Source organism: Micromonospora fulviviridis, from assembly GCF_014648395.1.
GTDB lineage: Bacteria > Actinomycetota > Actinomycetes > Mycobacteriales > Micromonosporaceae > Micromonospora > Micromonospora fulviviridis.
Window position 1 is genome coordinate 442116 of record NZ_BMRA01000002.1, and the last position, 21800, is coordinate 463915.

At 73.4% G+C, this 21800-nt stretch carries 17 protein-coding genes; 4 read left to right on the forward strand and 13 right to left on the reverse strand.

The features are described from left to right. Nucleotides 1–94: 94 nt before the first annotated feature. Both IEY96_RS07040 and IEY96_RS07045 read right to left on the reverse strand, forming a co-directional pair. On the reverse strand, nucleotides 95–1192 hold the full coding sequence (locus IEY96_RS07040; RefSeq protein ID WP_189193968.1) for a branched-chain amino acid aminotransferase: 1098 nt from the start codon (nucleotides 1190–1192) through the stop codon (nucleotides 95–97). A 206-nt stretch (nucleotides 1193–1398) separates the two neighbouring features. Further along, nucleotides 1399–2430 carry a 3-isopropylmalate dehydrogenase gene (locus IEY96_RS07045; protein WP_189193969.1) on the reverse strand — a complete coding sequence of 344 codons (1032 nt, stop codon included), beginning with the start codon at nucleotides 2428–2430 and terminating at the stop codon, nucleotides 1399–1401. Between the two features lie 152 nt (nucleotides 2431–2582). Here IEY96_RS07045 and IEY96_RS07050 point away from each other — a divergent pair, with 152 nt between their 5' ends. Both IEY96_RS07050 and IEY96_RS07055 read left to right on the forward strand, forming a co-directional pair. Next, nucleotides 2583–3458, forward strand: coding sequence for an FAD:protein FMN transferase (locus tag IEY96_RS07050; protein WP_189193970.1), 876 nt, complete (start codon nucleotides 2583–2585; stop codon nucleotides 3456–3458). Nucleotides 3459–3793: 335 nt separating this feature from the next. Next, nucleotides 3794–4150 carry a hypothetical protein gene (locus tag IEY96_RS07055; RefSeq protein WP_189193971.1) on the forward strand — a complete coding sequence of 119 codons (357 nt, stop codon included), beginning with the start codon at nucleotides 3794–3796 and terminating at the stop codon, nucleotides 4148–4150. 61 nt (nucleotides 4151–4211) lie between these two features. Here IEY96_RS07055 and serA read toward each other — a convergent pair whose 3' ends face one another. The 5 genes from serA to IEY96_RS07080 all read right to left on the reverse strand — a co-directional run bounded on the left by serA (nucleotide 4212) and on the right by IEY96_RS07080 (nucleotide 12288). Then, the gene (gene serA / locus IEY96_RS07060) at nucleotides 4212–5810 is read right to left on the reverse strand and encodes a phosphoglycerate dehydrogenase (RefSeq protein WP_189193972.1); all 1599 of its coding nucleotides are present in this window, start codon (nucleotides 5808–5810) and stop codon (nucleotides 4212–4214) included. A gap of 374 nt (nucleotides 5811–6184) precedes the next feature. Continuing rightward, on the reverse strand, nucleotides 6185–7198 hold the full coding sequence (gene ilvC, locus IEY96_RS07065; RefSeq protein ID WP_189193973.1) for a ketol-acid reductoisomerase: 1014 nt from the start codon (nucleotides 7196–7198) through the stop codon (nucleotides 6185–6187). 57 nt (nucleotides 7199–7255) lie between these two features. After that, nucleotides 7256–7771 carry an acetolactate synthase small subunit gene (gene ilvN, locus IEY96_RS07070; RefSeq protein ID WP_148797876.1) on the reverse strand — a complete coding sequence of 172 codons (516 nt, stop codon included), beginning with the start codon at nucleotides 7769–7771 and terminating at the stop codon, nucleotides 7256–7258. Beyond that, nucleotides 7771–9657: an acetolactate synthase large subunit gene (locus IEY96_RS07075; RefSeq protein ID WP_189193974.1), complete on the reverse strand. Its 1887-nt coding sequence runs from the start codon at nucleotides 9655–9657 to the stop codon at nucleotides 7771–7773. Before IEY96_RS07075 ends, ilvN begins: the two co-directional genes overlap by 1 nt. A gap of 180 nt (nucleotides 9658–9837) precedes the next feature. Further along, a complete protein-coding gene (locus IEY96_RS07080) occupies nucleotides 9838–12288 on the reverse strand; it encodes a putative bifunctional diguanylate cyclase/phosphodiesterase (protein ID WP_189193975.1) in 2451 nt (816 codons plus the stop codon). A gap of 111 nt (nucleotides 12289–12399) precedes the next feature. On the opposite strand from IEY96_RS07080, the gene ilvD reads away from it, so the two are divergent. Both ilvD and IEY96_RS07090 read left to right on the forward strand, forming a co-directional pair. Then, nucleotides 12400–14247: a dihydroxy-acid dehydratase gene (gene ilvD, locus IEY96_RS07085; protein WP_189193976.1), complete on the forward strand. Its 1848-nt coding sequence runs from the start codon at nucleotides 12400–12402 to the stop codon at nucleotides 14245–14247. 42 nt (nucleotides 14248–14289) lie between these two features. After that, on the forward strand, nucleotides 14290–15012 hold the full coding sequence (locus tag IEY96_RS07090; RefSeq protein WP_229791424.1) for a hypothetical protein: 723 nt from the start codon (nucleotides 14290–14292) through the stop codon (nucleotides 15010–15012). Here IEY96_RS07090 and IEY96_RS07095 read toward each other — a convergent pair. The 6 genes from IEY96_RS07095 to IEY96_RS07120 all read right to left on the reverse strand — a co-directional run bounded on the left by IEY96_RS07095 (nucleotide 15009) and on the right by IEY96_RS07120 (nucleotide 21746). Beyond that, complete coding sequence (locus IEY96_RS07095; protein ID WP_189194265.1) at nucleotides 15009–16652, reverse strand: SulP family inorganic anion transporter; 1644 nt, start codon at nucleotides 16650–16652, stop codon at nucleotides 15009–15011. The genes IEY96_RS07090 and IEY96_RS07095 overlap by 4 nt on opposite strands. Nucleotides 16653–16735: 83 nt before the next feature. Beyond that, nucleotides 16736–17074, reverse strand: a complete 339-nt coding sequence (locus tag IEY96_RS07100; RefSeq protein WP_189193977.1) for an ArsR/SmtB family transcription factor — start codon at nucleotides 17072–17074, stop codon at nucleotides 16736–16738. Between the two features lie 136 nt (nucleotides 17075–17210). After that, the gene (locus IEY96_RS07105) at nucleotides 17211–17390 is read right to left on the reverse strand and encodes a hypothetical protein (RefSeq protein WP_189193978.1); all 180 of its coding nucleotides are present in this window, start codon (nucleotides 17388–17390) and stop codon (nucleotides 17211–17213) included. After that, nucleotides 17387–19843: a glycoside hydrolase family 2 protein gene (locus IEY96_RS07110; protein WP_189193979.1), complete on the reverse strand. Its 2457-nt coding sequence runs from the start codon at nucleotides 19841–19843 to the stop codon at nucleotides 17387–17389. The genes IEY96_RS07105 and IEY96_RS07110 overlap by 4 nt, the downstream gene beginning before the upstream one ends. Next, nucleotides 19840–20682, reverse strand: coding sequence for a carbohydrate ABC transporter permease (locus IEY96_RS07115; RefSeq protein WP_373293527.1), 843 nt, complete (start codon nucleotides 20680–20682; stop codon nucleotides 19840–19842). Before IEY96_RS07115 ends, IEY96_RS07110 begins: the two co-directional genes overlap by 4 nt. Before the next feature lie 50 nt (nucleotides 20683–20732). After that, nucleotides 20733–21746, reverse strand: a complete 1014-nt coding sequence (locus IEY96_RS07120) for a carbohydrate ABC transporter permease (RefSeq protein WP_189193981.1) — start codon at nucleotides 21744–21746, stop codon at nucleotides 20733–20735. Between the last annotated feature and the right edge of the window lie 54 nt (nucleotides 21747–21800).

Consider the following 21800-nt stretch of genomic DNA (forward strand, 5'->3'; position numbering starts at 1 on the left):
CGTCGGCCTCAGCGCTCCCCTCTCGTCCCCCAACACAGCGCACGGCCGGCGCCGTCGAGGACGGGCCGGCCGTGCGGGTGGAGCGGGTGGACGGTCAGAGGACGCGGGTGACCCAGCCGTGCCGGTCCTCGGCGCGGCCGCGCTGGATGTCGACCAGCTTCTGCCGCAGCGCCATGGTGGAGCGGCCCGGCTCACCGCCGCCGATCAGGAACTCCCCGTCCGGGAAGCGCACCCCGCCGATCGGGGTGATCACCGCGGCGGTGCCGCAGGCGAACACCTCGCGCAGCCGGCCGCTGGCCGCGTCGGCCTGCCAGTCGGCGAAGCTGACCGGACGCTCCTGCACCCGGTGCCCCGACTCGGCGGCCAGGGTGAGGATCGCGTCGCGGGTGATGCCCGGCAGGATGGTGCCGGTCAGCGGCGGGGTGACCAGGGTGTCGTCGTCGTAGACGAAGAAGACGTTCATGCCGCCCAGCTCGTCGACGAAGCGCCGCTCCACCGCGTCCAGGAAGACCACCTGGTCGCAGCCGGCCTCGATGGCCTCGGCTTGGGCGGCCAGCGACGCGGCGTAGTTGCCGCCGCACTTGGCCGCGCCGGTGCCGCCGGGGGCCGCCCGGGTGTAGTCCGGCGAGACCCAGACCGTCACCGGCTTCACCCCGCCGGCGAAGTACGCCCCGGCCGGCGAGGCGATCACGCAGTAGAGGTACTCGTTGGCCGGGCGGACGCCGAGGAAGACCTCGCTGGCGAACATGAACGGGCGCAGGTAGAGGCTGGCGTCCTCGTGCTCCGGGATCCAGTCCTGGTCGATCTCGACGAGCCGGCGCAGCGACTCGACGAAGGTCTCCGCCGGCAGCTCGGGCATGGCCAGCCGGTGCGCGGAGGCGGCGAAGCGGGCCGCGTTGGCGTCCGGGCGGAACATGGTCACCGAGCCGTCGCCGGTCCGGTACGCCTTCAGCCCCTCGAAGATCTCCTGCGCGTAGTGCAGGACCGCGGCTGCCGGGTCCATGGGGATCGGCGCGCGCGCCTCCACCCGGGCGTCGTACCAGCCCTTGCCCTCGGCGTAGCGGATGGTCACCATGTGGTCGGTGAACACCCGGCCGAAGCCCGGGTTCGCCAGCAGGGCGGCCCGGTCGGCGGCGGATACCGGCGCGGGATTCGGACGGATCTCGAAATCGAGCTTGTCACCACCGCTCATCGCGCTGACCTCCCTGCGGGTCCACGGCATGCGGGATCGCACGCCGACGTCACTGGTGCCAGAAACTTACCCCGAACGGTCGTTCAGCGGATAGCTCCGCCCCGGCACATCGCGCGCGCCGGACGGGCGGCCCGGAACGGACCGGAACTCGGGCGGGCCCGGGTACGGGTCTGGCGGCCCGGATCCGGGCCGAGGTGACGGCCCGGTCAGGCTACGGCGTACCCGGCGAGCCGGTCGCCGACCTCCTCGGTGCGCAGCGGCGCGCCCGGCGTACGCCCGGCCAGCTCGGTGGCGACCGCGGCGGTGACCCGCGCGGCGGCGTCGGCGTGGCCGAGCTGGTCGAGCAGGAGCGCGGCGGAGAGCACGGCGGCGACCGGGTCGGCGACGCCCTTACCGGCGATGTCCGGCGCGGAGCCGTGCACCGGCTCGAACATCGACGGGTAGCGCCCCTCGGGGTTGATGCAGCCGCTGGCCGCCAGCCCGATGCCGCCGGTCACCGCGGCCGCGATGTCGGTGAGGATGTCGCCGAAGAGGTTGTCGGTGACCACCACGTCGTAGCGCGACGGGTTGGTCACCAGGAACATCGCGGCGGCGTCGACGTGCTGGTACTCGGTGGTCACGTCGGGGTGCTCGGCGGCGACGGCCGCGAAGGCGCGCGCCCAGAGCGAGCCGGCGTGGGTGAGCACGTTGGTCTTGTGCACCAGGGTGACCTTGCGCCGCTCCCGGCGGCGGGCCCGGGCGAACGCGTCGCGGATCACCCGCTCGACGCCGTGCCGGGTGTTCAGGCTCTCCTCGGTGGCCACCTCGGCCGGGGTGTCCCGGTGCAGCGAGCCGCCGGCGCCCGCGTAGAGGCCCTCGGTGCCCTCGCGGACCACCACGAGGTCGACCTCGCCGGGCTTCACGGCGGCCAGCGGGCCGGTCACGCCGGGCCAGAGCCGGGAGGGGCGGAGGTTGACGTACTGGTCGAAGGCGAACCGGAGCTTGAGCAGCAGGCCCCGCTCCAGCACGCCCGGCGGCACGGTGGGGTCGCCGACCGCGCCGAGCAGGATGGCGTCGTGCCCGGCCAGCTCGTCGAGGACCGAGTCGGGCAGCACCTCGCCGGTGCGGTGGTAGCGGGCCGCGCCGAGGTCGTACTCGGTGGCCTCGACCCCGGGGAGCACCGCGTCGATGACCTTGCGGGCCTGCCCGACCACCTCGGGTCCGATGCCGTCCCCGGCCACCACCGCAATGCGTGCCACCTGGCGCTCCCTCACCTCGTCGTTCTGCGCAACCGTACGTCGCCGTCCCGGCTCCCGGTACGCGTCTTCCAGCATTCGGGAAACCCGGATGCACAGGAGTCTCCCAGGCGGCATTCATGGTGCGGTCAAGTCCGCTGCCTAGGGTCGGTGTCATGCGGATAGAGGAGCAGCGGCGGGCCCGCTGGACGGACGAGCAGCCCCGCAACCGGTGGATCGACCAGTCCGCCTTCCGTCACCGCCGTCCCGACCTTCGCCTCGGCACCCGCAGTCACAAGCTGGAGCGGGCCGGCGGCGCCGCCGGTGACCGGATCAGCGTCCGGCACACCGTCCGCACCTCCACCGCGGAATACTCGCTGCTGCTCAACGCGCCCGAGTGGCTGGGCCGCCGGCGCGTCGGGGAGGCGCTCCGGGACGCGGTCGCCGAGCTGCGCGCCATCGACCTCACGTACGGGCCGAACCAGCCCGACAGCCTGGTGTCGAAGCTGCGCCGGGGCGAGATCAGCCCCGAGTCGTACCCGCCGCTGGCCGACCTGGTGGACCGCTGCACCGCGATGCGGGCGGCGACCGACGGGTGGTTCGACGCCTGGGCGGTGCCGGGCGGCTTCGACCCGGGCGGCCTGCTCGGCGGCTGGGCGGTGGAGCGGGCCGCGGCCCGGCTGCGCGCCGCCGGGGTGCACGACTACGCCGTGCTGGCCGGCGCCGACCTGACCGTTCGCGGCCACGCCGCGCACGGCGGCCCGTGGCGGGTCGCGGTGCACCACCCGACCGACGCGCGCCGGTCGCCGCTGGTGCTGGAGATGACCGCCGGCGCGGTGGGCACCTCCGGGGTGACCGGGCGGCGGGGGCACGTGGTGGACCCGCACACCGGCGAGCCCGCCGACCAGCTGGTCGCCGCCACGGTGGTGGGCCCGGACCTCGCGGTGGCCGACGCCTACGCCACGGCCCTGTACGCCGCCGGCCCGGCCGGGCTGGCCTGGTTCCGCAACGGCTCGGACTACCGGGCGCTCTTCGCCCACCGCCGGCACTGACCGCGCGGAACGCCGCCCCGCCTTCGCATCCGGGACGCCGTCCGCGATCGGCCCCCACGGTCTCGGCAACGACCGTGGGGGCCGGTCAGCGACGAGTGCGCGTGGCTCGCGCAATCGAGGGGTGCGGGCCGGTGGGTCGGACGGCCGACCGCGTCACCCGAAGACGGGCCGGAACATCGACTCAGCCAGTGACCGCACGGGTACGCTAGCGAATCGACGCAACTCGACGCAAGAGTCTCCACAGCGGACCGTCCGGCGTCCTGTCGGCAATCAGCGAGTTAACCTGCGGCGGGGCAGGGGTGACGGCGCGGACCGGGGATGGCACGCTGTCCGCCGTGAGTTTCGATCTGAGCGTGTGGGCCCTGCCGGCCGGGGCCACGCCCGACGAGGTGCGGGCGGCGGTGCAGCGGTGCCGCGAGGGGCGGCACGGCGAGCGATACCCCGACCCCCGGGTGGTCGCCTTCTACCGGGCCATCACGGCCAACTATCCCGACCGTCCGGCGGGCCCGGGCACGCCCTGGGAGGTCACCCCGTTGCACGCGGCCGGTGACCACGTGGAGATGAACCTCTTCCCCACCTGCGCGGACCAGGTGCTGCTGGACATCGAGCGGCTCGCCGGCGAGCACGACCTGATGCTCTTCGACGCCCAGGACGGCTCGGTCTACCCGCCACCGACACGCGTCACGTCCTGAGCCAACGGATACGACGAGGGGCCCGGCCGTCCGGCCGGGCCCCCGATCCGTCGTGGTCGGACTACTCGTCGCGCAGGTCCGCCGCGCTGGCCGCGACCGCGCCGATCGAGTCGGCCGCCGAGGTGAGCAGGTCCGCGCCGAGCGCCTGGTCGACGGTGAGCGTCATGAGCGTCTCACCACCGGCCTCGCGGCGGGCCACCTGCATGGCGGCGATGTTGACGCCGGCCTCGCCGAGCAGCGTGCCGACGGTGCCGACCACACCGGGCCGGTCGGCGTAGCGCAGGAAGACCAGGATGCCCTCGGCGCCGATCTCCACGTCGAAACCGTCCACCTCGGTCAGCTTCAGCACGTCCCGGGTGCCGGTGTGGGCGAGCGTGCCGGAGACGCTGACCGTCCGGCCGTCCGGCAGCGCACCACGGACCGTCACCAGGTTCGGGTGGTCGACCGTCTCGGCCTGGGTGGCGAGGGTGACCTCGACGCCGCGCTCCGCGGCCAGGTGCGGCGCGTTGACGTAGGTGACCTGCTCCTCCACCACCGAGCTGAACAGACCCTTGGTGGCGGCGAGCTTGAGCACGGAAACGTCGTTGGTGACGATCTCGCCGCGCACCTCGACGGTGACGCTGGCGGCCACCCCGCCGGCCACCGCGGTGAAGGCCCGGCCCAGCTTCTCGGCCAGCGGCAGCAGCGGCCGGACGTCCTCGGCGACCACGCCGCCGGCCTGCACGTTCACCGCGTCCGGCACGAACTCGCCCTGGAGCGCCAGCTTGACGCTCTTCGCCACGGCCAGACCGGCCTTGTCCTGCGCCTCGTGGGTGGAGGCGCCCAGGTGCGGGGTGGCCACCACGTTGTCGAAGGCGAACAGGGGCGAGGAGGTGCAGGGCTCCTTCGCGTAGACGTCGACGCCGGCGCCGGCGACCCGGCCCTCGGCGATCGCGTTCGCGAGCGCCTGCTCGTCGACCAGGCCGCCACGGGCGGCGTTCACGATCCGGACGCCCGGCTTGACGATCGCCAGTTCCTTCTCGCCGATCAGGCCCACCGTCTCCGGCGTCTTGGGCAGGTGGATCGAGATGAAGTCGCTCTCCCGGAGCAGCTCCTCCAGGCCCACCAGCCGGACGCCGAGCTGCGCGGCACGGGCCGGCTGGATGTACGGGTCGTACGCGATCAGGCGGGTGCCGAAGGCGGCGATGCGCTGCGCGAAGAGCACGCCGATGCGGCCCAGGCCCACCACGCCGACGGTCTTGCCCTGGAGCTCCACGCCGGTGTACTTCGACCGCTTCCACTCCCCCGCCTTGAGCGCGGCGCTGGCGCTGGCGGTGTTGCGGGCCACGGCGAGCAGCAGCGCGACGGCCTGCTCGGCGGCGGAGACGATGTTGGAGGTGGGAGCGTTGACGACCATGACGCCCCGCGCCGTGGCGGCGGGCACCTCGACGTTGTCCAGCCCGACGCCGGCCCGGGCGACCACCTTCAGCCGCGGCGCGGCGGCGATCGCCTCGGCGTCGATCTGGGTGGCGCTGCGTACGATCACCGCGTCGGCCTCGGAGAGCGCGGAGAGCAGGGCCGGGCGGTCGGTGCCGTCCACGTGACGCACATCGAAGTCGTGCGCGAGCACCTCGATGGCGGCGGGTGCGAGTTCTTCGGCGATCAGTACGACAGGATTCATCGGTCCTCGTAGACGCTCGGTTCTTGTGGTCGGCCGGGGCGTCGGGACGCCGCGCTGCGCCCTGCGCCGATCCGTGCCATGGCCGTCAGGTGCCGGCTGGAGCACCTCACCAAGGATGGTAGGGGGCGGCCCGCCCTCCGGGTCCCGGACCGCGAGGTGAGCGCCCTCACACAGGCTCGTCGCACGCCGGTCATCCCCCCTTCACCCGCTGCCCGGGTCGGGCCGGGACGGCCGAGGCGTTGGTCACCCGGTCCCACCAGGTGAACGGACCGCCGCGGGCGCTTCGTCGCGACGGCGCGAATGACGGCGGCCCGCGGCCCGACGCCGGGGAGAGCGTCGGGTCGCGGGCCGCCTCGGAGCTGCCCGACCCGGGGTCAGGCGGTCTCGGTGATGGGCCGGTCGACCCAGCTCATCATGGCGCGCAGCTTCTGCCCGGTCTCCTCGATCGGGTGCGCCGCGCCCTCGGCCCGCCACTTGGCGAAGTTCGGCCGGCCGGCCTCGTCCTCGGCCACCCACTCACGGGCGAACTCGCCGGACTGGATCTCGCCGAGGATCTTGCGCATCTCCTCCTTGACCCGGGAGTCGATGACCCGGGGGCCGCGGGAGAGGTCGCCGTACTCGGCGGTGTCCGAGATGCTGTAGCGCATCCGGGCGATGCCGCCCTCGTACATGAGGTCGACGATGAGCTTCAGCTCGTGCAGGCACTCGAAGTAGGCCACCTCGGGGGCGTAGCCGGCCTCGGTGAGCACCTCGAAGCCGGTCTGCACCAGCGCCGCCGCGCCGCCGCAGAGCACCGCCTGCTCGCCGAAGAGGTCGGTCTCGGTCTCCTCGGTGAAGGTCGTCTTGATGGCGCCGGCCCGGGTGCCACCGATCGCCTTGGCGTACGCCAGGGCCAGGCCGAAGGCGTTGCCGCTGGCGTCCTGCTCGACGGCGACGAGGCAGGGCACGCCCTTGCCGTCGACGTACTGGCGGCGGACCAGGTGGCCGGGGCCCTTCGGGGCGACCATCGCCACGTCCACGTCGGCCGGGGGCTTGATCAGGCCGTACCGGATGTTGAAGCCGTGGCCGAAGAAGATCGCCTTGCCGGGGGCGAGGTTGGGGGCGATCGACTCGGTGTAGAGGCCGCGCTGGGCGGTGTCCGGCGCCAGGATCATGATCACGTCGGCCTCGGCCGCCGCCTCGGCCGGCGTGAGCACGCGCAGGCCCTGCTCCTCGGCCTTCGGCCGGCTCTTGGAACCGGCGGGCAGGCCGATCACCACGTCGACGCCGGAGTCGCGCAGCGACAGCGCGTGGGCGTGGCCCTGGCTGCCGTACCCGATCACGGCGACCGTGCGGCCCTGGATCAGGCCCAGGTCGGCGTCGTCGTCGTAGTACACCTCAACGCTCATTGACTTCCCTTTCGTACGGCGGTGCCCGTCGGCCCGTCGAAATCTGGTGGGTGCGAATCAGGCGGCGCGCAGCGCCGGGCCGGCGGTGATCGAGCGGGAGCCGCGTCCGATGGCCACCGTGCCGGACTGGACCATCTCCTTGATGCCGAACGGCTCGAGGTCACGCAGCAGCGCGTCGAGCTTGTCGGGGGTGCCGGTGGCCTCGATGGTGAGCGTGTCCGGCGCGACGTCGACCACCCGGGCGCGGAACAGAGACACCGTCTCCAGCACCTGGCCCCGGGCGTTGCGGTCCGCGCGGACCTTGACCAGCAGCAGTTCCCGGGCCACCGAGACCTGCGGGTCCAGCTCGACGATCTTGAGTACGTTGACCAGCTTGTTGAGCTGCTTGGTGACCTGCTCCAGCGGGGACGACTCGGCGTTGACCACGATGGTGATGCGGGAGACGTCGGGGTTCTCGGTCTCCCCCACGGCGAGGCTGTCGATGTTGAACCCGCGCCGTGAGAACAGCCCGGAGACCCGGGCCAGGACACCCGGCTTGTTCTCCACCAGCACGGACAGCGTGTGCATCGTCATTACAGCTCGTCCTCGTCGAAGGCGGGGCGGACGCCCCGGGCGAACATGATCTCGTCGTTGCTGGTGCCGGCGGCGACCATCGGCCACACCATGGCGTCCTTGCCGACCACGAAGTCGATGACCACCGGCGCGTCGGTGATCGCCATGGCCGCCTCGATGGTCTTGTCCACGTCGGCGGCGTTCTCGCAGCGCAGGCCGACGCAGCCGAGCGCCTCGGCGAGCTTCACGAAGTCCGGGATGCGGTGCTTGTGGGTGCCCAGCTCGGTGTTGGAGTAGCGCTCCCCGTAGAACAGGGTCTGCCACTGCCGGACCATGCCGAGGTTGCCGTTGTTGATGACGGCGACCTTGATGGGGATGCCCTCCAGGGCACAGGTGGCCAGCTCCTGGTTGGTCATCTGGAAGCAGCCGTCGCCGTCCACCGCCCAGACCGTCGTGTCCGGCTTGCCGACCTTGGCGCCCATCGCCGCCGGGACGGCGTAGCCCATGGTGCCGAGGCCGCCGGAGTTGAGCCAGGTGTACGGCTTCTCGTACGAGATGAACTGGCTGGCCCACATCTGGTGCTGGCCGACGCCCGCCACGTAGACGGTGTCCGGGCCGGCGATCTCGCCCAGCCGCTTGATCACGTACTGCGGGGAGAGCGTGCCGTCGGCCGGCTCCTCGTAGCCCAGCGGGTAGCGCCCGCGCAGGTCGTCGAGCTGGTTCCACCAGTCGGCGAGGTCGGCTGCCGGCCGGGCCGCCTGCTCGGCGGTGACGGCCGCGATCAGCTCGTCGATGACGTGCCGGGCGTCGCCCACGATCGGGACGTCGGCGTGCCGGTTCTTCCCGATCTCCGCCGGGTCGATGTCGGCGTGCACCACGGTGGCGTCCGGCGCGAACGAGTCCAGCTTGCCGGTCACCCGATCGTCGAAGCGGGCGCCCAGCGCCACGATCAGGTCGGACTTCTGGAGGCCGTAGACCGCGGCGACGGTGCCGTGCATGCCGGGCATGCCCAGGTGCTGCCGGTGCGAGTCCGGGAACGCGCCGAGCGCCATCAGCGTGGTGACCACCGGGATGCCGGTCAGCTCGGCCAGCCGGCGCAGCCCCTCGGTGGCGCCGGCCTTGAGCACGCCGCCGCCGACGTAGAGCACCGGGCGACGGGCGCCGGTCATGAGCCGGGCCGCCTCGCGGATCTGCTTGCCGTGCGGGTGCAGGGTGGGCCGGTAGCCGGGCAGGTCCAGGGTGGGCGGCCAGGTGAAGGTGGTCGGCGCCTGGAGGACGTCCTTGGGGATGTCGACCAGGACCGGGCCGGGCCGGCCGGTCGAGGCCAGGTGGAACGCCTCGGCGAGCACCTGCGGGATCTCCTCGGCCGTCTGCACCAGGAAGTTGTGCTTGGTGATCGGCAGGGTGATGCCCTGGATGTCCGCCTCCTGGAAGGCGTCCGTGCCGATCGACGGGCGGGCCACCTGGCCGGTGATCGCCACCATCGGCACCGAGTCCATGTACGCGTCGGCGATCGGCGTCACCAGGTTGGTCGCGCCCGGGCCGGAGGTGGCGATGCAGACGCCGACCTTGCCGGTGGCCTGGGCGTAGCCGGTGGCCGCGTGCCCGGCGCCCTGCTCGTGGCGGACCAGGATGTGCCGGACGGTCGAGTCGTAGAGCGGGTCGTACGCCGGCAGGATCGCGCCGCCCGGGATGCCGAACACGACGTCGACGCCGAGCGCCTCGAGCGACCGCACCAGCGACCCGGCGCCGGAAACCGGGGCCGCTTCCGGCTGCCGTACGGCCGGGGCGGCCGGCGCGGCACCGGTGCGGGGGGCGGGGGCGTGGTCGGCGTCGCCGGCCGGCTCGGTGGCCGGGCGGGCGCGCCGGACGGAGTGGGCGAGGGTCTCTGGCGTGGGTCTCGTCATGGCGGTTCAGGCCTTCGGCTGGAGTGTGTGATGCGCTTCTCAGGATGGAACGCGGGCGTCCCGGCGATGGTCCGACGGCAACAAAAACGGCCCACGTGCAGATGCACGGGGCCAGCGCACTCTCGTTCGGGAGAGTGCGCTCAGGTAAGTACTCGCAGCGACCGGTTCGACGACATGCGGCTAAGCCTGACGCATCTCACGCGATGAGTCAACTGATCCCACATTTTGGTTCACGGACGTGGGCGTGTCGGCTCCCGGCACACCCTCCGCGCCCGGCACGACCTGCGAAGATCCCTCGTTCGAGGTACGCGGCGCGGGTATCTGGGCGGGTGGATTCGACCGCAGCCGGGGCAGCAACGGGGACGGCCCGATCCGGGGCGGCGGGGCCGGCGCGGCGGGCGGCGCCGAGGCGGGGCGGTTGCCGGGCGAGGTGGCCGCCTCCAGCATCGCCTCCAGGTGCTCGGCGGGTACGCCCCAGCCGAAGGCCGCGCCCTGCCCGAAGCGGCAACCGGCGGCCACCACGGCGGCCAGCTCGGTGGGGGTGGTGACGCCCTCGGCGATCACCTCCAGGCCGAGCTGGTGCCCGAGGCGCATGACGATGTCGACCATCGGGGCGAACGCCGGGCCGTCCCGGCCGACCGGGCGGACCGGCTCGTGCTCGGCGACCAGGCTGTGGTCGATCTTGAGAATGTCGATCGGGAGCCGGCGGAGCTGCCCGAGCGAGGAGTAGCCGGCACCGAAGTCGTCCAGCGCGATCCGCACCCCGGTGAGGCGCAGCGCGGTGAGCCGCCGGATCAGCTCGTCCAGGTCGGTGGCGACGGCGTGCTCGGTGACCTCCAGCACCAGCCGCTGCGGCGGTACGTGGTGGGCGCGCAGCGCGTCGGCGACCTGGACCACGTATTCCGGGGCGTGCAGCTCCCGGGGCGAGACGTTCACCGACACCCATACGTCGTGCCCGTCGGCCAGCCAGCGGGAGAGCTGGTAGCACGCCTGGTGCAGCACCCAGGCGCCCAGCTTGGAAATCATCCCGCACTCCTCGGCCAGCGGGATGAACTCGTCCGGCCGGACGTTGCCCAGCTCCGGGTGGTGCCAGCGGAGCAGCGCCTCGGCGCCGACCGGGCGGACCGAGGGCAGCGAGGCCACCGGCTGGAAGGCCAGCCGCAGCTCGTCGCGCTCGATCGCGCCGCGCAGCTCGTGCTCCAGCATGGTGCGCCGGCGCAGCAGCTGGTCGTAGGTGGCGTCGTAGCGCTCGATCCGGTTCTTGCCGCGCTGCTTGGCGTAGCGCAGCGCCAGGTCGGCGTTGCGCAGCAGCAGCTCGACGTCGGTCTCCCCGCAGGCGCCGGCCACCCCGATGCTGACCGAGAGGAAGACCGGCCCGTCGGCCTCCTCGTAGGGACGGCCGAGCACCCCGAGCAGCCGCTCGGCGACCGGCCCCGGGTCGGTCGTGCCGTGCATGAGCACGGCGAACTCGTCGCCGCCGAGCCGGGCGGCCAGGTCGCCCGGGCGCAGGTTGCCGCGCAGCCGCCGGCCCACCTCGGCCAGCACCGCGTCGCCCACGTCGTGGCCGCGCATGTCGTTGACGTTCTTGAAGCCGTCCAGGTCCAGCCCGAGCAGCACGCAGGGGACGCCGGCCTCGGCGCAGCGGTGCAGCGCGCGCAGCAGGCCGCGCCGGTTGGCCAGGCCGGTGAGCGGGTCGGTGTGCGCCAGCTCGCGGAAGTGCGCCTCCCGCTCGGCCAGCCGGCCGGCGTAGCCGCGGACGTCGTTGAGGGCCAGGTACTGCCGGGCCACCAGGGCGAAGCCCTCGACGCTGCCCGCCGCGATGCCGAACACGTCGAACCGGCCGCCCTGCAGGAGGTGGTACATGGCGGAGGCGGCCATCGCGAACATCGGCACGAAGGCGTACTCGCCGTCGCGGCGGATCAGGTCGACGTCGACCCGCGGCAGGTCGACCCGGTGCGCGGCCAGGGCGGTGGCCAGCAGGCCGGCGGCGATCACCGCGGCGCCGGCGAACGCCAGCCCCGGACCGGCCTGGCAGAGCCCGGCCGACAGGCCCAGGCCGCCGCAGGTCACCCCGGTCGCGCCGGCGCCCAGCAGGACCAGCCGGCCGCGCGGCGGCGCCGCCCGCAAGACCATGATCACGGTCAGCCCGGCGGTCAGCGCCGCGCTCACCGTGGCCAGCAGGATGGGCAGGCAGGCGACCGGGGTCGCGGCGCCGAGCAGCCGGGTCGGCGGGCTGAACAGCGCCCAGCCGACGAACCAGAGCGCCCCCGCCATGATCAGGCCGTCCAGCAGCAGCCGGGCGGTGGCTGCCCGGGCCGCGGCGGTGCCGGGCAGCCGGAGCAGGGCGACGCCGAGGCCGAGCCCGGCGAGCGTGGTGCCGAACGAGACGAGGGTGGCCCAGCCGGTCCGCTGCCCCTGCCGGTGCGCCCAGTGGTCGCCGGCGGCCAGTGTGCCGGCCAGCCCGAGGAGCAGGCTGAGCAGGGCGACCCCGGCGGCGGCCGCGAGCAGCACGTGGGCCTGCCGGTGCGGTCCGCCCCGGCGGCGCGCCGACGCGGCGAGCAGGGCGGCGGCACCGGCCGCGGCGAGCCCGCTCAGCACCGCGACGGTGACCATGCCCGGGGACGACTGCACGACCTCAACTGTGCCGGATCGGCGCCCCCCGTGGGGCACCGGGTGTGCAACTGTTGGGACACGGCGCGCGTGCCCGGGGGCCGGCGGGACGGCGGTGTCAGACTGGTAGGCATGCCTGAGCTGCGGTCGAGGACCTCCACCCACGGTCGGACGATGGCCGGCGCCCGCGCCCTGTGGCGGGCCACCGGGATGACCGACGACGACTTCGGCAAGCCGATCGTCGCCATCGCGAACAGTTTCACCCAGTTCGTCCCCGGCCACGTACACCTCAAGGACCTCGGCGGCCTGGTCGCCGAGGCGGTGGCCGAGGCCGGCGGGGTGGGTCGGGAGTTCAACACCATCGCGGTGGACGACGGCATCGCCATGGGCCACGGCGGCATGCTCTACTCGCTGCCCAGCCGGGAGCTGATCGCCGACGCGGTCGAATACATGGTCAACGCGCACTGCGCGGACGTCCTGGTCTGCATCTCCAACTGCGACAAGATCACCCCCGGCATGCTGCTCGCCGCGCTGCGGCTCAACATCCCGACCGTCTTCGTCTCCGGCGGCCCCATGGAGGCCGGCAAGACGGTGGCGATCGAGGGCGTCGTCCACTCGAAGATCGACCTGATCGACGCCATGATCGCCTCGTCGAACGAGGCGGTCACCGAGGACCAGCTCGGCGAGATCGAGCGCTCCGCCTGCCCGACCTGCGGATCCTGCTCCGGCATGTTCACGGCCAACTCGATGAACTGCCTCACCGAGGCGATCGGCCTGGCGCTGCCCGGCAACGGCTCGACGCTGGCCACCCACGCCGCGCGCCGGTCGCTCTTCGTCGAGGCCGGCCGCACCGCCGTGGAGATCGCCAAGCGCTGGTACGACGGCGACGACGCGTCCGTGCTGCCCCGGTCGATCGCCAGCCGGGCCGCCTTCGAGAACGCCGTCGCGCTCGACGTGGCCATGGGTGGCTCCACCAACACGGTGCTGCACCTGCTGGCCGCCGCCCGCGAGGCGGAGCTGGACTTCGGGGTGGCCGACATCGACGCCATCTCCCGGCGGGTGCCCTGCCTGGCAAAGGTCGCGCCGAACTCGCCGCAGTACCACATGGAGGACGTGCACCGGGCCGGCGGCATCCCGGCCATCCTCGGCGAACTGGACCGCGCCGGCCTGCTCCACCGGGACGTGCACGCGGTGCACTCGCCGAGCCTGGCGCAGTGGCTCGCCGACTGGGACGTGCGCGGCGGCGCCGCCAGGCCGGAGGCGGTCGAGCTGTTCCACGCCGCCCCGGGCGGGGTGCGCACCACCGAGCCGTTCTCCACCACCAACCGCTGGTCGTCGCTGGACACCGACGCGGCCGGGGGCTGCATCCGGGACCGAAAGCACGCGTACAGCGCGGACGGCGGGCTGGCCATCCTGCACGGCAACCTGGCGCCGGACGGCTGCGTGGTGAAGACCGCCGGGGTGCCCGAGGAGTGCCTGACGTTCCGCGGGCCGGCCAAGGTCTACGAGTCGCAGGACGACGCGGTGGCGGCGATCCTGGCCAAGCAGGTCGTCGCCGGGGACGTGGTGGTGATCCGGTACGAGGGCCCGAAGGGCGGCCCCGGCATGCAGGAGATGCTCTACCCCACCTCGTTCCTCAAGGGTCGCGGGCTGGGCCGCTCCTGCGCGCTGCTCACCGACGGCCGGTTCTCCGGCGGCACCTCCGGCCTGTCCATCGGGCACGTCTCCCCCGAGGCGGCCTCGGGCGGGCTGATCGCGCTGGTGCGGGAGGGCGACGAGATCGTCATCGACATCCCGGCCCGGTCGATCCGGCTCGACGTGCCCGACGACGTGCTCCAGGCGCGGCGGGTGGCCGAGGAGAAGCGCGACCGCCCGTACACCCCGACCGACCGGGTCCGGCCGGTGTCGGCGGCGCTGCGCGCGTACGCCTCGATGGCCACCTCGGCCAGCGACGGCGCGTACCGCCGGGTCCCGGAGTAACCGCCCCCACCGGTCTCCACGCCGCCGGTAGGGTCCGGCGGCGTGGAGACGACGGTGAGCTACGCGCGACTGATCCGACCGGCCATCGACCGGGTGTACGTGGGAGCCCGCTGGGCGGCCCGGGCCCGGATGGAGGAGTTCTACGCCGCGCGTGGCGTCGACCTCGGCTATGAGAACAGCTTCTTCTCCGGCGTGCTGGCCCGGCCGATGCCCGCCGAGGCGCTCGCCGACGGCCTGGCCTACACCGACGGCGACATGAGCCGGGAGCTGGCCCAGGGCGTGACCACGGTGGACGCCGACGGCACCTGGCACCTCACCGAGCTGGGCCGGGAGCTGGCCCTCTACGCGCAGCGGGCCACCGCCGAGGCCGCCGAGGAGCGGTGGTCGGCGATGCCGGGGATGCTGCCCGGCCTGACCATCGTTCCCCGGCTGGCCGACCTCGTGGGCCGGGTGCTGGCGCACGGGCAGGCCACCGGCGGGCCGGCGTTCCGGGCCATGTCCCCGCCGTACGAGCCGGACGACGCCTCGCCGGCGCTGCTGCTGGTCACCCGGCTCGGCTCGCTGCGCCACCACCGCGCGGACGCGCACCGGGCGGCGTGGCGGGCCGCCGGGCTGACCGCCGCCGGGATCCGGGCGCTGCCGGACGGGCCGGAACGCGCGGCCGTCGAGGCGGAGACCGACCGGCGGGACGAGCCCGCGTACGCGGTGCTCAGCGACGCCGAGCGCTGGGAGCTGCTGGCCGGCCTGGCCGCGCTGCCGGGCTAGGCGCCCAACGCGATGGCGCGGGCGTGGCGGATGGCGGCCGGGGTGTCCGGGAAGATCAAGCCCTCCCGGCGCAGCTCCGCCGCCACGCCCAGCGTGCTGAGTACCTGGTCGTGACCCGGCGTGATGCCGGAGAGCAGCACGGCGATCCCCCGCCCGCGCAGCCGGTCGACCGCGTCGCCGAGCACCTGCGCGCCGGTCGCGTCGATCGTGGACACCCGGGACATCCGCAGGATGACCACGCGGACGTCGGCCACCTCGGCCAGTTCCAGCAGGAAGGTGTGCGCGGCGGCGAAGAAGAGCGGCCCGTCCAGCCGGTACGCGACGATGTGCTCGGCCAGCAGCGCGTGCTCCTCGGCGCTGTGCTCGCCCGGGTCGAGGGGCACCTGTTCCAGCCGGGCGCTGCGGGCCACCGCGCGCAGCGCGAGCACGACGGCCACGCCCAGCCCGACCGCCACCGCGGTGACGAGGTCCCACATCACGGTGACCGCGAAGGTGAGAACCAGCACCACGGCGTCGGCCCGGGTGGCCCGGAGCATCGCCCGCAGCGAACCGGCCTCGACCATCCGTACGGTGGTGGCGAGCAGCACCCCGGCCAGCGCGGCGAGCGGGATGCGGCCGACGAGCGGGGCGGCGGCCAGCACGATGGCGGCGAGGGCGACGGCGTGGGTGAGCGCCGCGAGCTTCGACGAGGCGCCGGCCCGCACGTTCACGGCGGTGCGGGCGATGGCGGCGGTGGCCGGGATGCCGCCGAAGACCGGGGCGGCCAGGTTGGCCAGGCCCTGCCCGAAGAGTTCCCGGTCCGGGTCGTGCCGTTCGCCGACGGTCATCCCGTCCGCCACGGTCGCCGAGAGCAGGCTCTCCAGGGCGGCGAGCGCGGCCACCGCGAGCGCGCTGGGCAGCAGCACGCCGAACGCGCTGGGGTCGAGGAAGTCCAGCGAGGGGGCGGGCAGCCCCTGCGGCAGGGCGCCGATGCGGACCAGGTCGACCGGGGCCAGTTCGGCGAGGAGCGTGGCGGCGGCCACCCCGAGCAGGGAGAACGGCAGGCCGGGCCGCCATCGGGCGCCGAGCAGCATGAGCGCGGCCACCCCGAGCGCGACGGCGACGGCCACCGGCCGGGGGTGGGCGGCGAACCGCACGACCGCGTCGGCGGCCACCGCCCAGACCTTCTCGCCGTGGGCGTCGGTGACGCCGAGCGCCGCCGGCACCTGTTGCAGGGCGATGACCACGGCGATGCCGGCGGTGAAGCCCTCGATCACGGGGGTGGGCAGGTAGCGGACGTAGCGGCCGAGGCGGGCCAGGGCGAGGGCGAGCAGGATCAGGCCGGCCAGGGCGCCGACCATGAGCACGCCCCGGGCGCCGAAGCGCTGCACCACCGGCACGAGCACCACGGTCATCGCGCCGGTGGGGCCGGAGACCTGGAGGTTGGAGCCGCCGAAGACCGCGGCGACGGCACCGGCGACCACGGCGGTGACCAGGCCGGCCTGCGCGCCGAGCCCGGAGGTGACGCCGAAGGCGAGCGCCAGGGGCAGCGCCACCACGGCCACGGTGAGCCCGGCGAGCAGGTCGCGGCGGGGCGAGCGGCGGACCGCCGCCCAGTCGGAGCGGCCCGGTAGCAGCCCGGACAGCCGGGTCCGGAGCAGCCGCCCGGTCCGCCGCGGGCCGCCGCCGGGAACGCCGGGGCGGGACGGGCCGTCGAGGGCCGAGGAGGCCGGGGCCGCCGCGTTCACCGCTGGCCTTCCCCGGCGCGCAGCTCGTCGAGGAGGGCGTCGCGGTCGGTGAGGACCGCGCCGAGGATCCGCCGGCCGGCGGCGAGCAGGTCGGCCACGTCGGGGGTGCTGAGCGAGTACACGACCAGCGGGCCGTCCCGGTGCGAGGTGACCATGCCGGCCCGCCGCAGGACGGCGAGCTGCTGCGAGAGGTTGGACGGCTCGACGTCGATGGCGGCGAGCAGGTCGCGGACCGGCTTCGGCCCGTCCTGGAGCAGTTCGAGCACCCGGATCCGGACGGGGTGCCCGAGGGTGCGGAACAGCTCCGCCTTGGCCTGGTACAGCGGCACCGACATGACGACTCCTCCCCGAGAACCCTGAAGACTTTAGCACTTGCGAAAATCTTCAACTCGGTGCGGAGCCGGAACGGCGAGATCTTGGACAGTTGCCGTTCCGGACGAACGACAACTGTCCAAGATCTGCGAGGCGGCGCTACTGCGCGCGGAGGTTGTCCAGCGCGTGGGTGCCGGGGCTCACCCAGATGAGGACTCCGCGGACGTCGGTCAGGGCCGAGGCGTCGCAGGACATCTGGTTGAGCAGATCCACCTCGACCGTGGTGGTGGTGCCCAGCCCGGCCAGGGCCAGCAGCACGCCGGCCAGCCGCCGTCTCACACCGCACCTCCGCACAGGTCGTTGACGCAGCGCAGCACCGGGCGGGCGGTCAGCGCCGCCGGGTCGAGCGGGCCGTCCGCCGTGACGGTGAAGGTGGCCGACTCTCCCGGCAGCAGCGTGACCAGCGCCTCGTCGACCTGCGCCGCCGGATCCAGCCGGTCGGGCTGGAGGGTCAGGTCGCGCAGCACCGTCCGCGCGGTCACCCGGACCCGCTGGCCGCCGCCCGCCGGCTCGACCGTCGCGTCCAGCTCCGCGGCCGGCCACTCGACCTCCCGGTCGGTGGCGAAGAACCACAGCGCCCGCTCCGCGGTCTCGCCGGCCTCCGCGACCAGCAGCTCCCGCCGGGCCTCCTCCGGCCGCGCCAGCTCCGCCGGCAGCGCCAGCACCACCGAGGAGTACGCGGGGACGTCGAGGTCCACCGAGGTCTTCGCCCTCGGCTCCCCGGTGAGGGTGAGCCGGGTGACCGTGGCCGGCGCGCGCCACGCCTCGGCGGTCTCGTTCACCGCCACCAGCGCCAGGCCGCCGTCCCGCGGCTGCACGGTGAGCAGCCGGTCGGCGTACGCCCGGCGCAGCGAGTACCAGAGCGGCTTGCGCCGGCCGTCGCCGTCGACCGCCGCCCACGAGGTCACCGGCCAGCAGTCGTTGAGCTGCCAGACGATGGTGCCCATGCAGACCGGCCGGTGCGAGCGGAAGTGCTCGACGCCGAGCTGGATGGCGCGGGCCTGGTTGAGCTGGGTGAGGTAGTGCCAGTCGTCGAAGTCGGCGGGCGCCGGCAGGTGGGCGTCGAGGCCGCGCTGGAGCTTGCGGTCCCCGTCGATCGCCTTCTGGTGGTGCGCCATCCCGGGCGAGTCGTGGGCGAGCGGCTCGTCGGAGAGGGCCCGGCGCAGGGTCGCGTACGCCGGGGGCGCCTGGTAGCCGAACTCGGCGACGAAGCGGGGCACGTACTCCCGGTACTTCGTGTAGTCGTCGGTGTTCCACACGTCCCAGATGTGCGTGGTGCCGTGGGCCGGGTCGTTCGGGTGAACGTCCTCGCTGCCCGACCAGGGGCTGCCCGGCCAGTACGGCCGGGTCGGGTCCAGCTCGGCGACGATCGCGGGCAGCAGGTCCAGGTAGTAGCCGCGCCCCCAGGTGCGGCCGGCCAGGGGCTCCTGCCAGTCCCAGTCGTGCCAGCCCCAGATGTTCTCGTTGTTGCCGGTCCAGAGCACCAGCGAGGGATGGCTCGCGAGCCGGACGACCTGCTCCCGCGCCTCCGCCTCGACCTCGGTGCGGAAGGGCTCCTCCTCCGGGTACGCGGCGCAGGCGAAGAGGAAGTCCTGCTGCACCAGCAGCCCGAGTTCGTCGGCCAGCTCGTAGAAGTCCTCCGACTCGTACCGGCCGCCGCCCCAGATCCGCAGCAGGTTGACGTTCGCGCCGACCGCCTGCGCGAAGCGGCCGGCCAGGCGGGCCCGGGTGACCCGGTTCGGGAAGGCGTCGTCGGGGATCCAGTTGACCCCCTTGACGAAGACCGGCACCCCGTTGACGTGCAGGGTGAACGCGGAGCCGTGCGCGTCGGGGGCGGTGTCCAGGCGTACCGAGCGGAAGCCGATGCGGCGGGACCAGGCGTCCAGCGTCCGGCCGTCCGCGGCGCGCAGGGTCACGTCGAGGTCGTGCAGGGGCTGGTCGCCGTACCCGACGGGCCACCAGAGCGCCGGGTCGCGGACGGTGAGGGTCGCCACGGCGCGGCGCTCCCCCGCCGGGACGGCGACCTCGACGGCGGCGCCCGCGACGGTGGCGTGCACGGTGAGCGGCTCGTCGCCCGCCCGCTCGACCTCGACGTGCAGCTCCACCCGGCCGGTGCCGTCCTCGACGGTGACCAGCGGCCGGACGGTCGCGAGCCGGGCCGTGGACCAGGCGTGCAGCCCGATTTCCTGCCAGATGCCGGCGGTGACCACGGTCGGTCCCCAGTCCCAGCCGAAGTTGCAGGCGGTCTTGCGGATGAAGTTGAACGGCTCCGGGTACGCGTTCGGCCGGTCGCCGAGCCGGTCCCGGTGCGCCTCGGCGTAGCGGTACGGCGAGTCGAAGCGCACGGTCAGGGTGTTGGCGCCCGGCCGGAGCAGCGGGCCGGCGGCGAAGCGGTAGCCGCGGTGCTGGTTCTCGGTGCGGCCGACCTCGGCGCCGTTGAGGGTGACCGTGGCGACCGTGTCCAGGCCGGCGCAGACCAGGTCGACCCGCTCGTCGCCGCTCGGGCGCCAGTCGAAGGTGGTCTCGTAGACCCAGTCCGTGCGGCCGATCCAGCCGAGGCCGTTCTCGTTGTCGTCGAGGTACGGGTCGGGAATGAGGCCGGCCGCCAGCAGGTCGGTGTGCACGCAGCCGGGGACGGTCGCCGGCACCGCCCGACCGGCGACCTCCGGCGGCACCTGCGGACCGGGCACGGCCCGCAGCAGCCAACCCTCGTGCAGCGTCTGACGGCTCACGACTTCACCGCGCCTTCCATGATTCCGCGGACGATCTGACGTCCACCGATGAACAGCATGACCAGCAGGGGGACGGTCGCGATGAACGCGCCGGCCAGCACCCGCCGGTAGATCACGTAGTTGCCGCTGGCCAGGTCGGAGATCGCGACCATCGAGGTCGGGAAGTCGGTGCCGCTCAGCGTGATGAGCGGCCACTGGAAGTCGTTCCAGGTGGCCACGAAGGTGAGCAGCCCGAGCACGGCCAGGGCCGGGCGGATCGCCGGCAGCACGATGTTGGCGTACACCCGCATGGTGGTGGCGCCGTCCATCCGGGCCGACTCGACCAGCTCGTCGGGGACGGTGTTGACGATGAACTGCCGCATGTAGAACACGCCGAACGCGGTGACCAGCCCGGGGGCGATGACCGCGAGCAGGGTGCCGTTCCAGCCGAGCTTGCCCATCACGATGTAGAGCGCCACGATGCCGAGCTGGTTGGGCACGGTCAGCGTGAGCACCACGAAGAGCATCAGCGCGTTGCTGCCCTTGAACCGCAGCTTGGCGAAGGCGAACCCGGCCAGCGAGCAGAAGAACAGCACCGAGGCGGTCACCACGGTGGCCACGATGACGCTGTTGACCAGCGAGGCGGCGAAGTAGACGTCCTGGAGGGAGAAGACCTCGTCGACGTTGGTCATGAACCGGTCGCCGGGAACGATCGCCGGGGGCAGCTTCGCGAGGGCCTCGTCGTCGCTGGTCGCGATGACGAACATCCAGTAGAGCGGGAACGCGGCGAACAGCATGGTCAGCGCGAGGAACAGGTAGGTCCAGAGCCCGGCCTGGGTCTCCTGCGGGGCCCGGCCCATCAGCCGCGGCCGGCGGCGCGCCGGAGCGGGGCGCGGGGGCGCGACGGCGCTCATTTGCGACCTCCGGACAGTCGGTTCGTCACCAGGTAGTTGACGCCGGCGACGATCAGGATGATCAGGAAGAGGGCCCAGGACATGGCCGCGGCGTAGCCGAGGTTGAGGTCCTTCCAGCCGACCTTGTAGATGAGCTGGGCGATGGTCTGCCACTCGCCGTTCGGCCCGCCGGTGGCGGCCTGGGCGTTCGGGTCGAAGAGCATCGGCTCGGTGAAGAGCTGGAGGCCGCCGATGGTGGAGAGGATGACGGTGAAGAGCACCACCGGCTGGATCATCGGCACGGTGATCCGCCAGAGCTGCTTCCACGGCCCGGCGCCGTCGATCGCCGCCGCCTCGTAGACGTCGCGCGGGATGGACTGCATCGCGGCCAGATAGAGCAGCGCGTTGTAGCCGATCCACTTCCAGTTGACCATCGTGGCGATGGCGATCCACGAGTGCAGCTTGTCGGCCCGCCAGTCGATCGGGTCGTCCGCGCCGCCGAGGCCGAACAGGCCGAGCACCCAGTTGGCCATGCCGAAGTCGCGGGAGAAGAAGACGCTGAACACCATCGTCGAGGCGACGATCGGGGTCACGTACGGCAGCAGCACACCGACCCGCCACCAGGTCTGCGCCCGCAGCTTGCGGTTGAGCAGCGAGGCGACCACGAGCGCGAGCAGCAGCTGGGGCACCGAGGAGAGCAGGAAGATGCCGAAGGTGTTGTAGAGGGCGTTCCAGAAGTCCTCGTCGCCGAAGAGCCGGCTGAAGTTCTCGACGCCCGCCCAGTAGGGCAGCGTCGGGTCGTCGAGCCGGTAGTTGCGCAGCGACACCACGGCGTTGAAGAGCAGCGGGAAGAGCCCGAACACGACGAAGAGCAGGAAGAACGGCGCGATCATGAGGTACGGCATGTAGCGCATGTCGAAGCGGTACAGCCGGTTGCGCCAGGTCAGCCGCCGGTCGTCGCCACCGGAGCGACCGCGCTCCGGCGCGGCTCGGCGGCTCGACGACGCGGGCGCGGCACGGGTGGTGGACATCGGATCACTCCAGGGCCGAGGTGGGTGAGGAGGTGCGGCGGTGACGGGGCCGGC

Bases quoted from the DNA above. Each gene is read 5' to 3' on its own strand.
- serA (WP_189193972.1), bottom strand. From the start codon at position 5,810: ATGAATCCTGTCGTACTGATCGCCGAAGAACTCGCACCCGCCGCCATC.
- IEY96_RS07100 (WP_189193977.1), bottom strand. From the start codon at position 17,074: ATGTCGGTGCCGCTGTACCAGGCCAAGGCGGAGCTGTTCCGCACCCTC.
- IEY96_RS07115 (WP_373293527.1), bottom strand. From the start codon at position 20,682: ATGGGCCGGGCCCCGCAGGAGACCCAGGCCGGGCTCTGGACCTACCTG.
- ilvC (WP_189193973.1), bottom strand. From the start codon at position 7,198: ATGAGCGTTGAGGTGTACTACGACGACGACGCCGACCTGGGCCTGATC.
- IEY96_RS07050 (WP_189193970.1), top strand. From the start codon at position 2,583: ATGCGGATAGAGGAGCAGCGGCGGGCCCGCTGGACGGACGAGCAGCCC.
- ilvN (WP_148797876.1), bottom strand. From the start codon at position 7,771: ATGACGATGCACACGCTGTCCGTGCTGGTGGAGAACAAGCCGGGTGTC.
- IEY96_RS07120 (WP_189193981.1), bottom strand. From the start codon at position 21,746: ATGTCCACCACCCGTGCCGCGCCCGCGTCGTCGAGCCGCCGAGCCGCG.
- IEY96_RS07040 (WP_189193968.1), bottom strand. From the start codon at position 1,192: ATGAGCGGTGGTGACAAGCTCGATTTCGAGATCCGTCCGAATCCCGCG.
- ilvD (WP_189193976.1), top strand. From the start codon at position 12,400: ATGCCTGAGCTGCGGTCGAGGACCTCCACCCACGGTCGGACGATGGCC.
- IEY96_RS07075 (WP_189193974.1), bottom strand. From the start codon at position 9,657: ATGACGAGACCCACGCCAGAGACCCTCGCCCACTCCGTCCGGCGCGCC.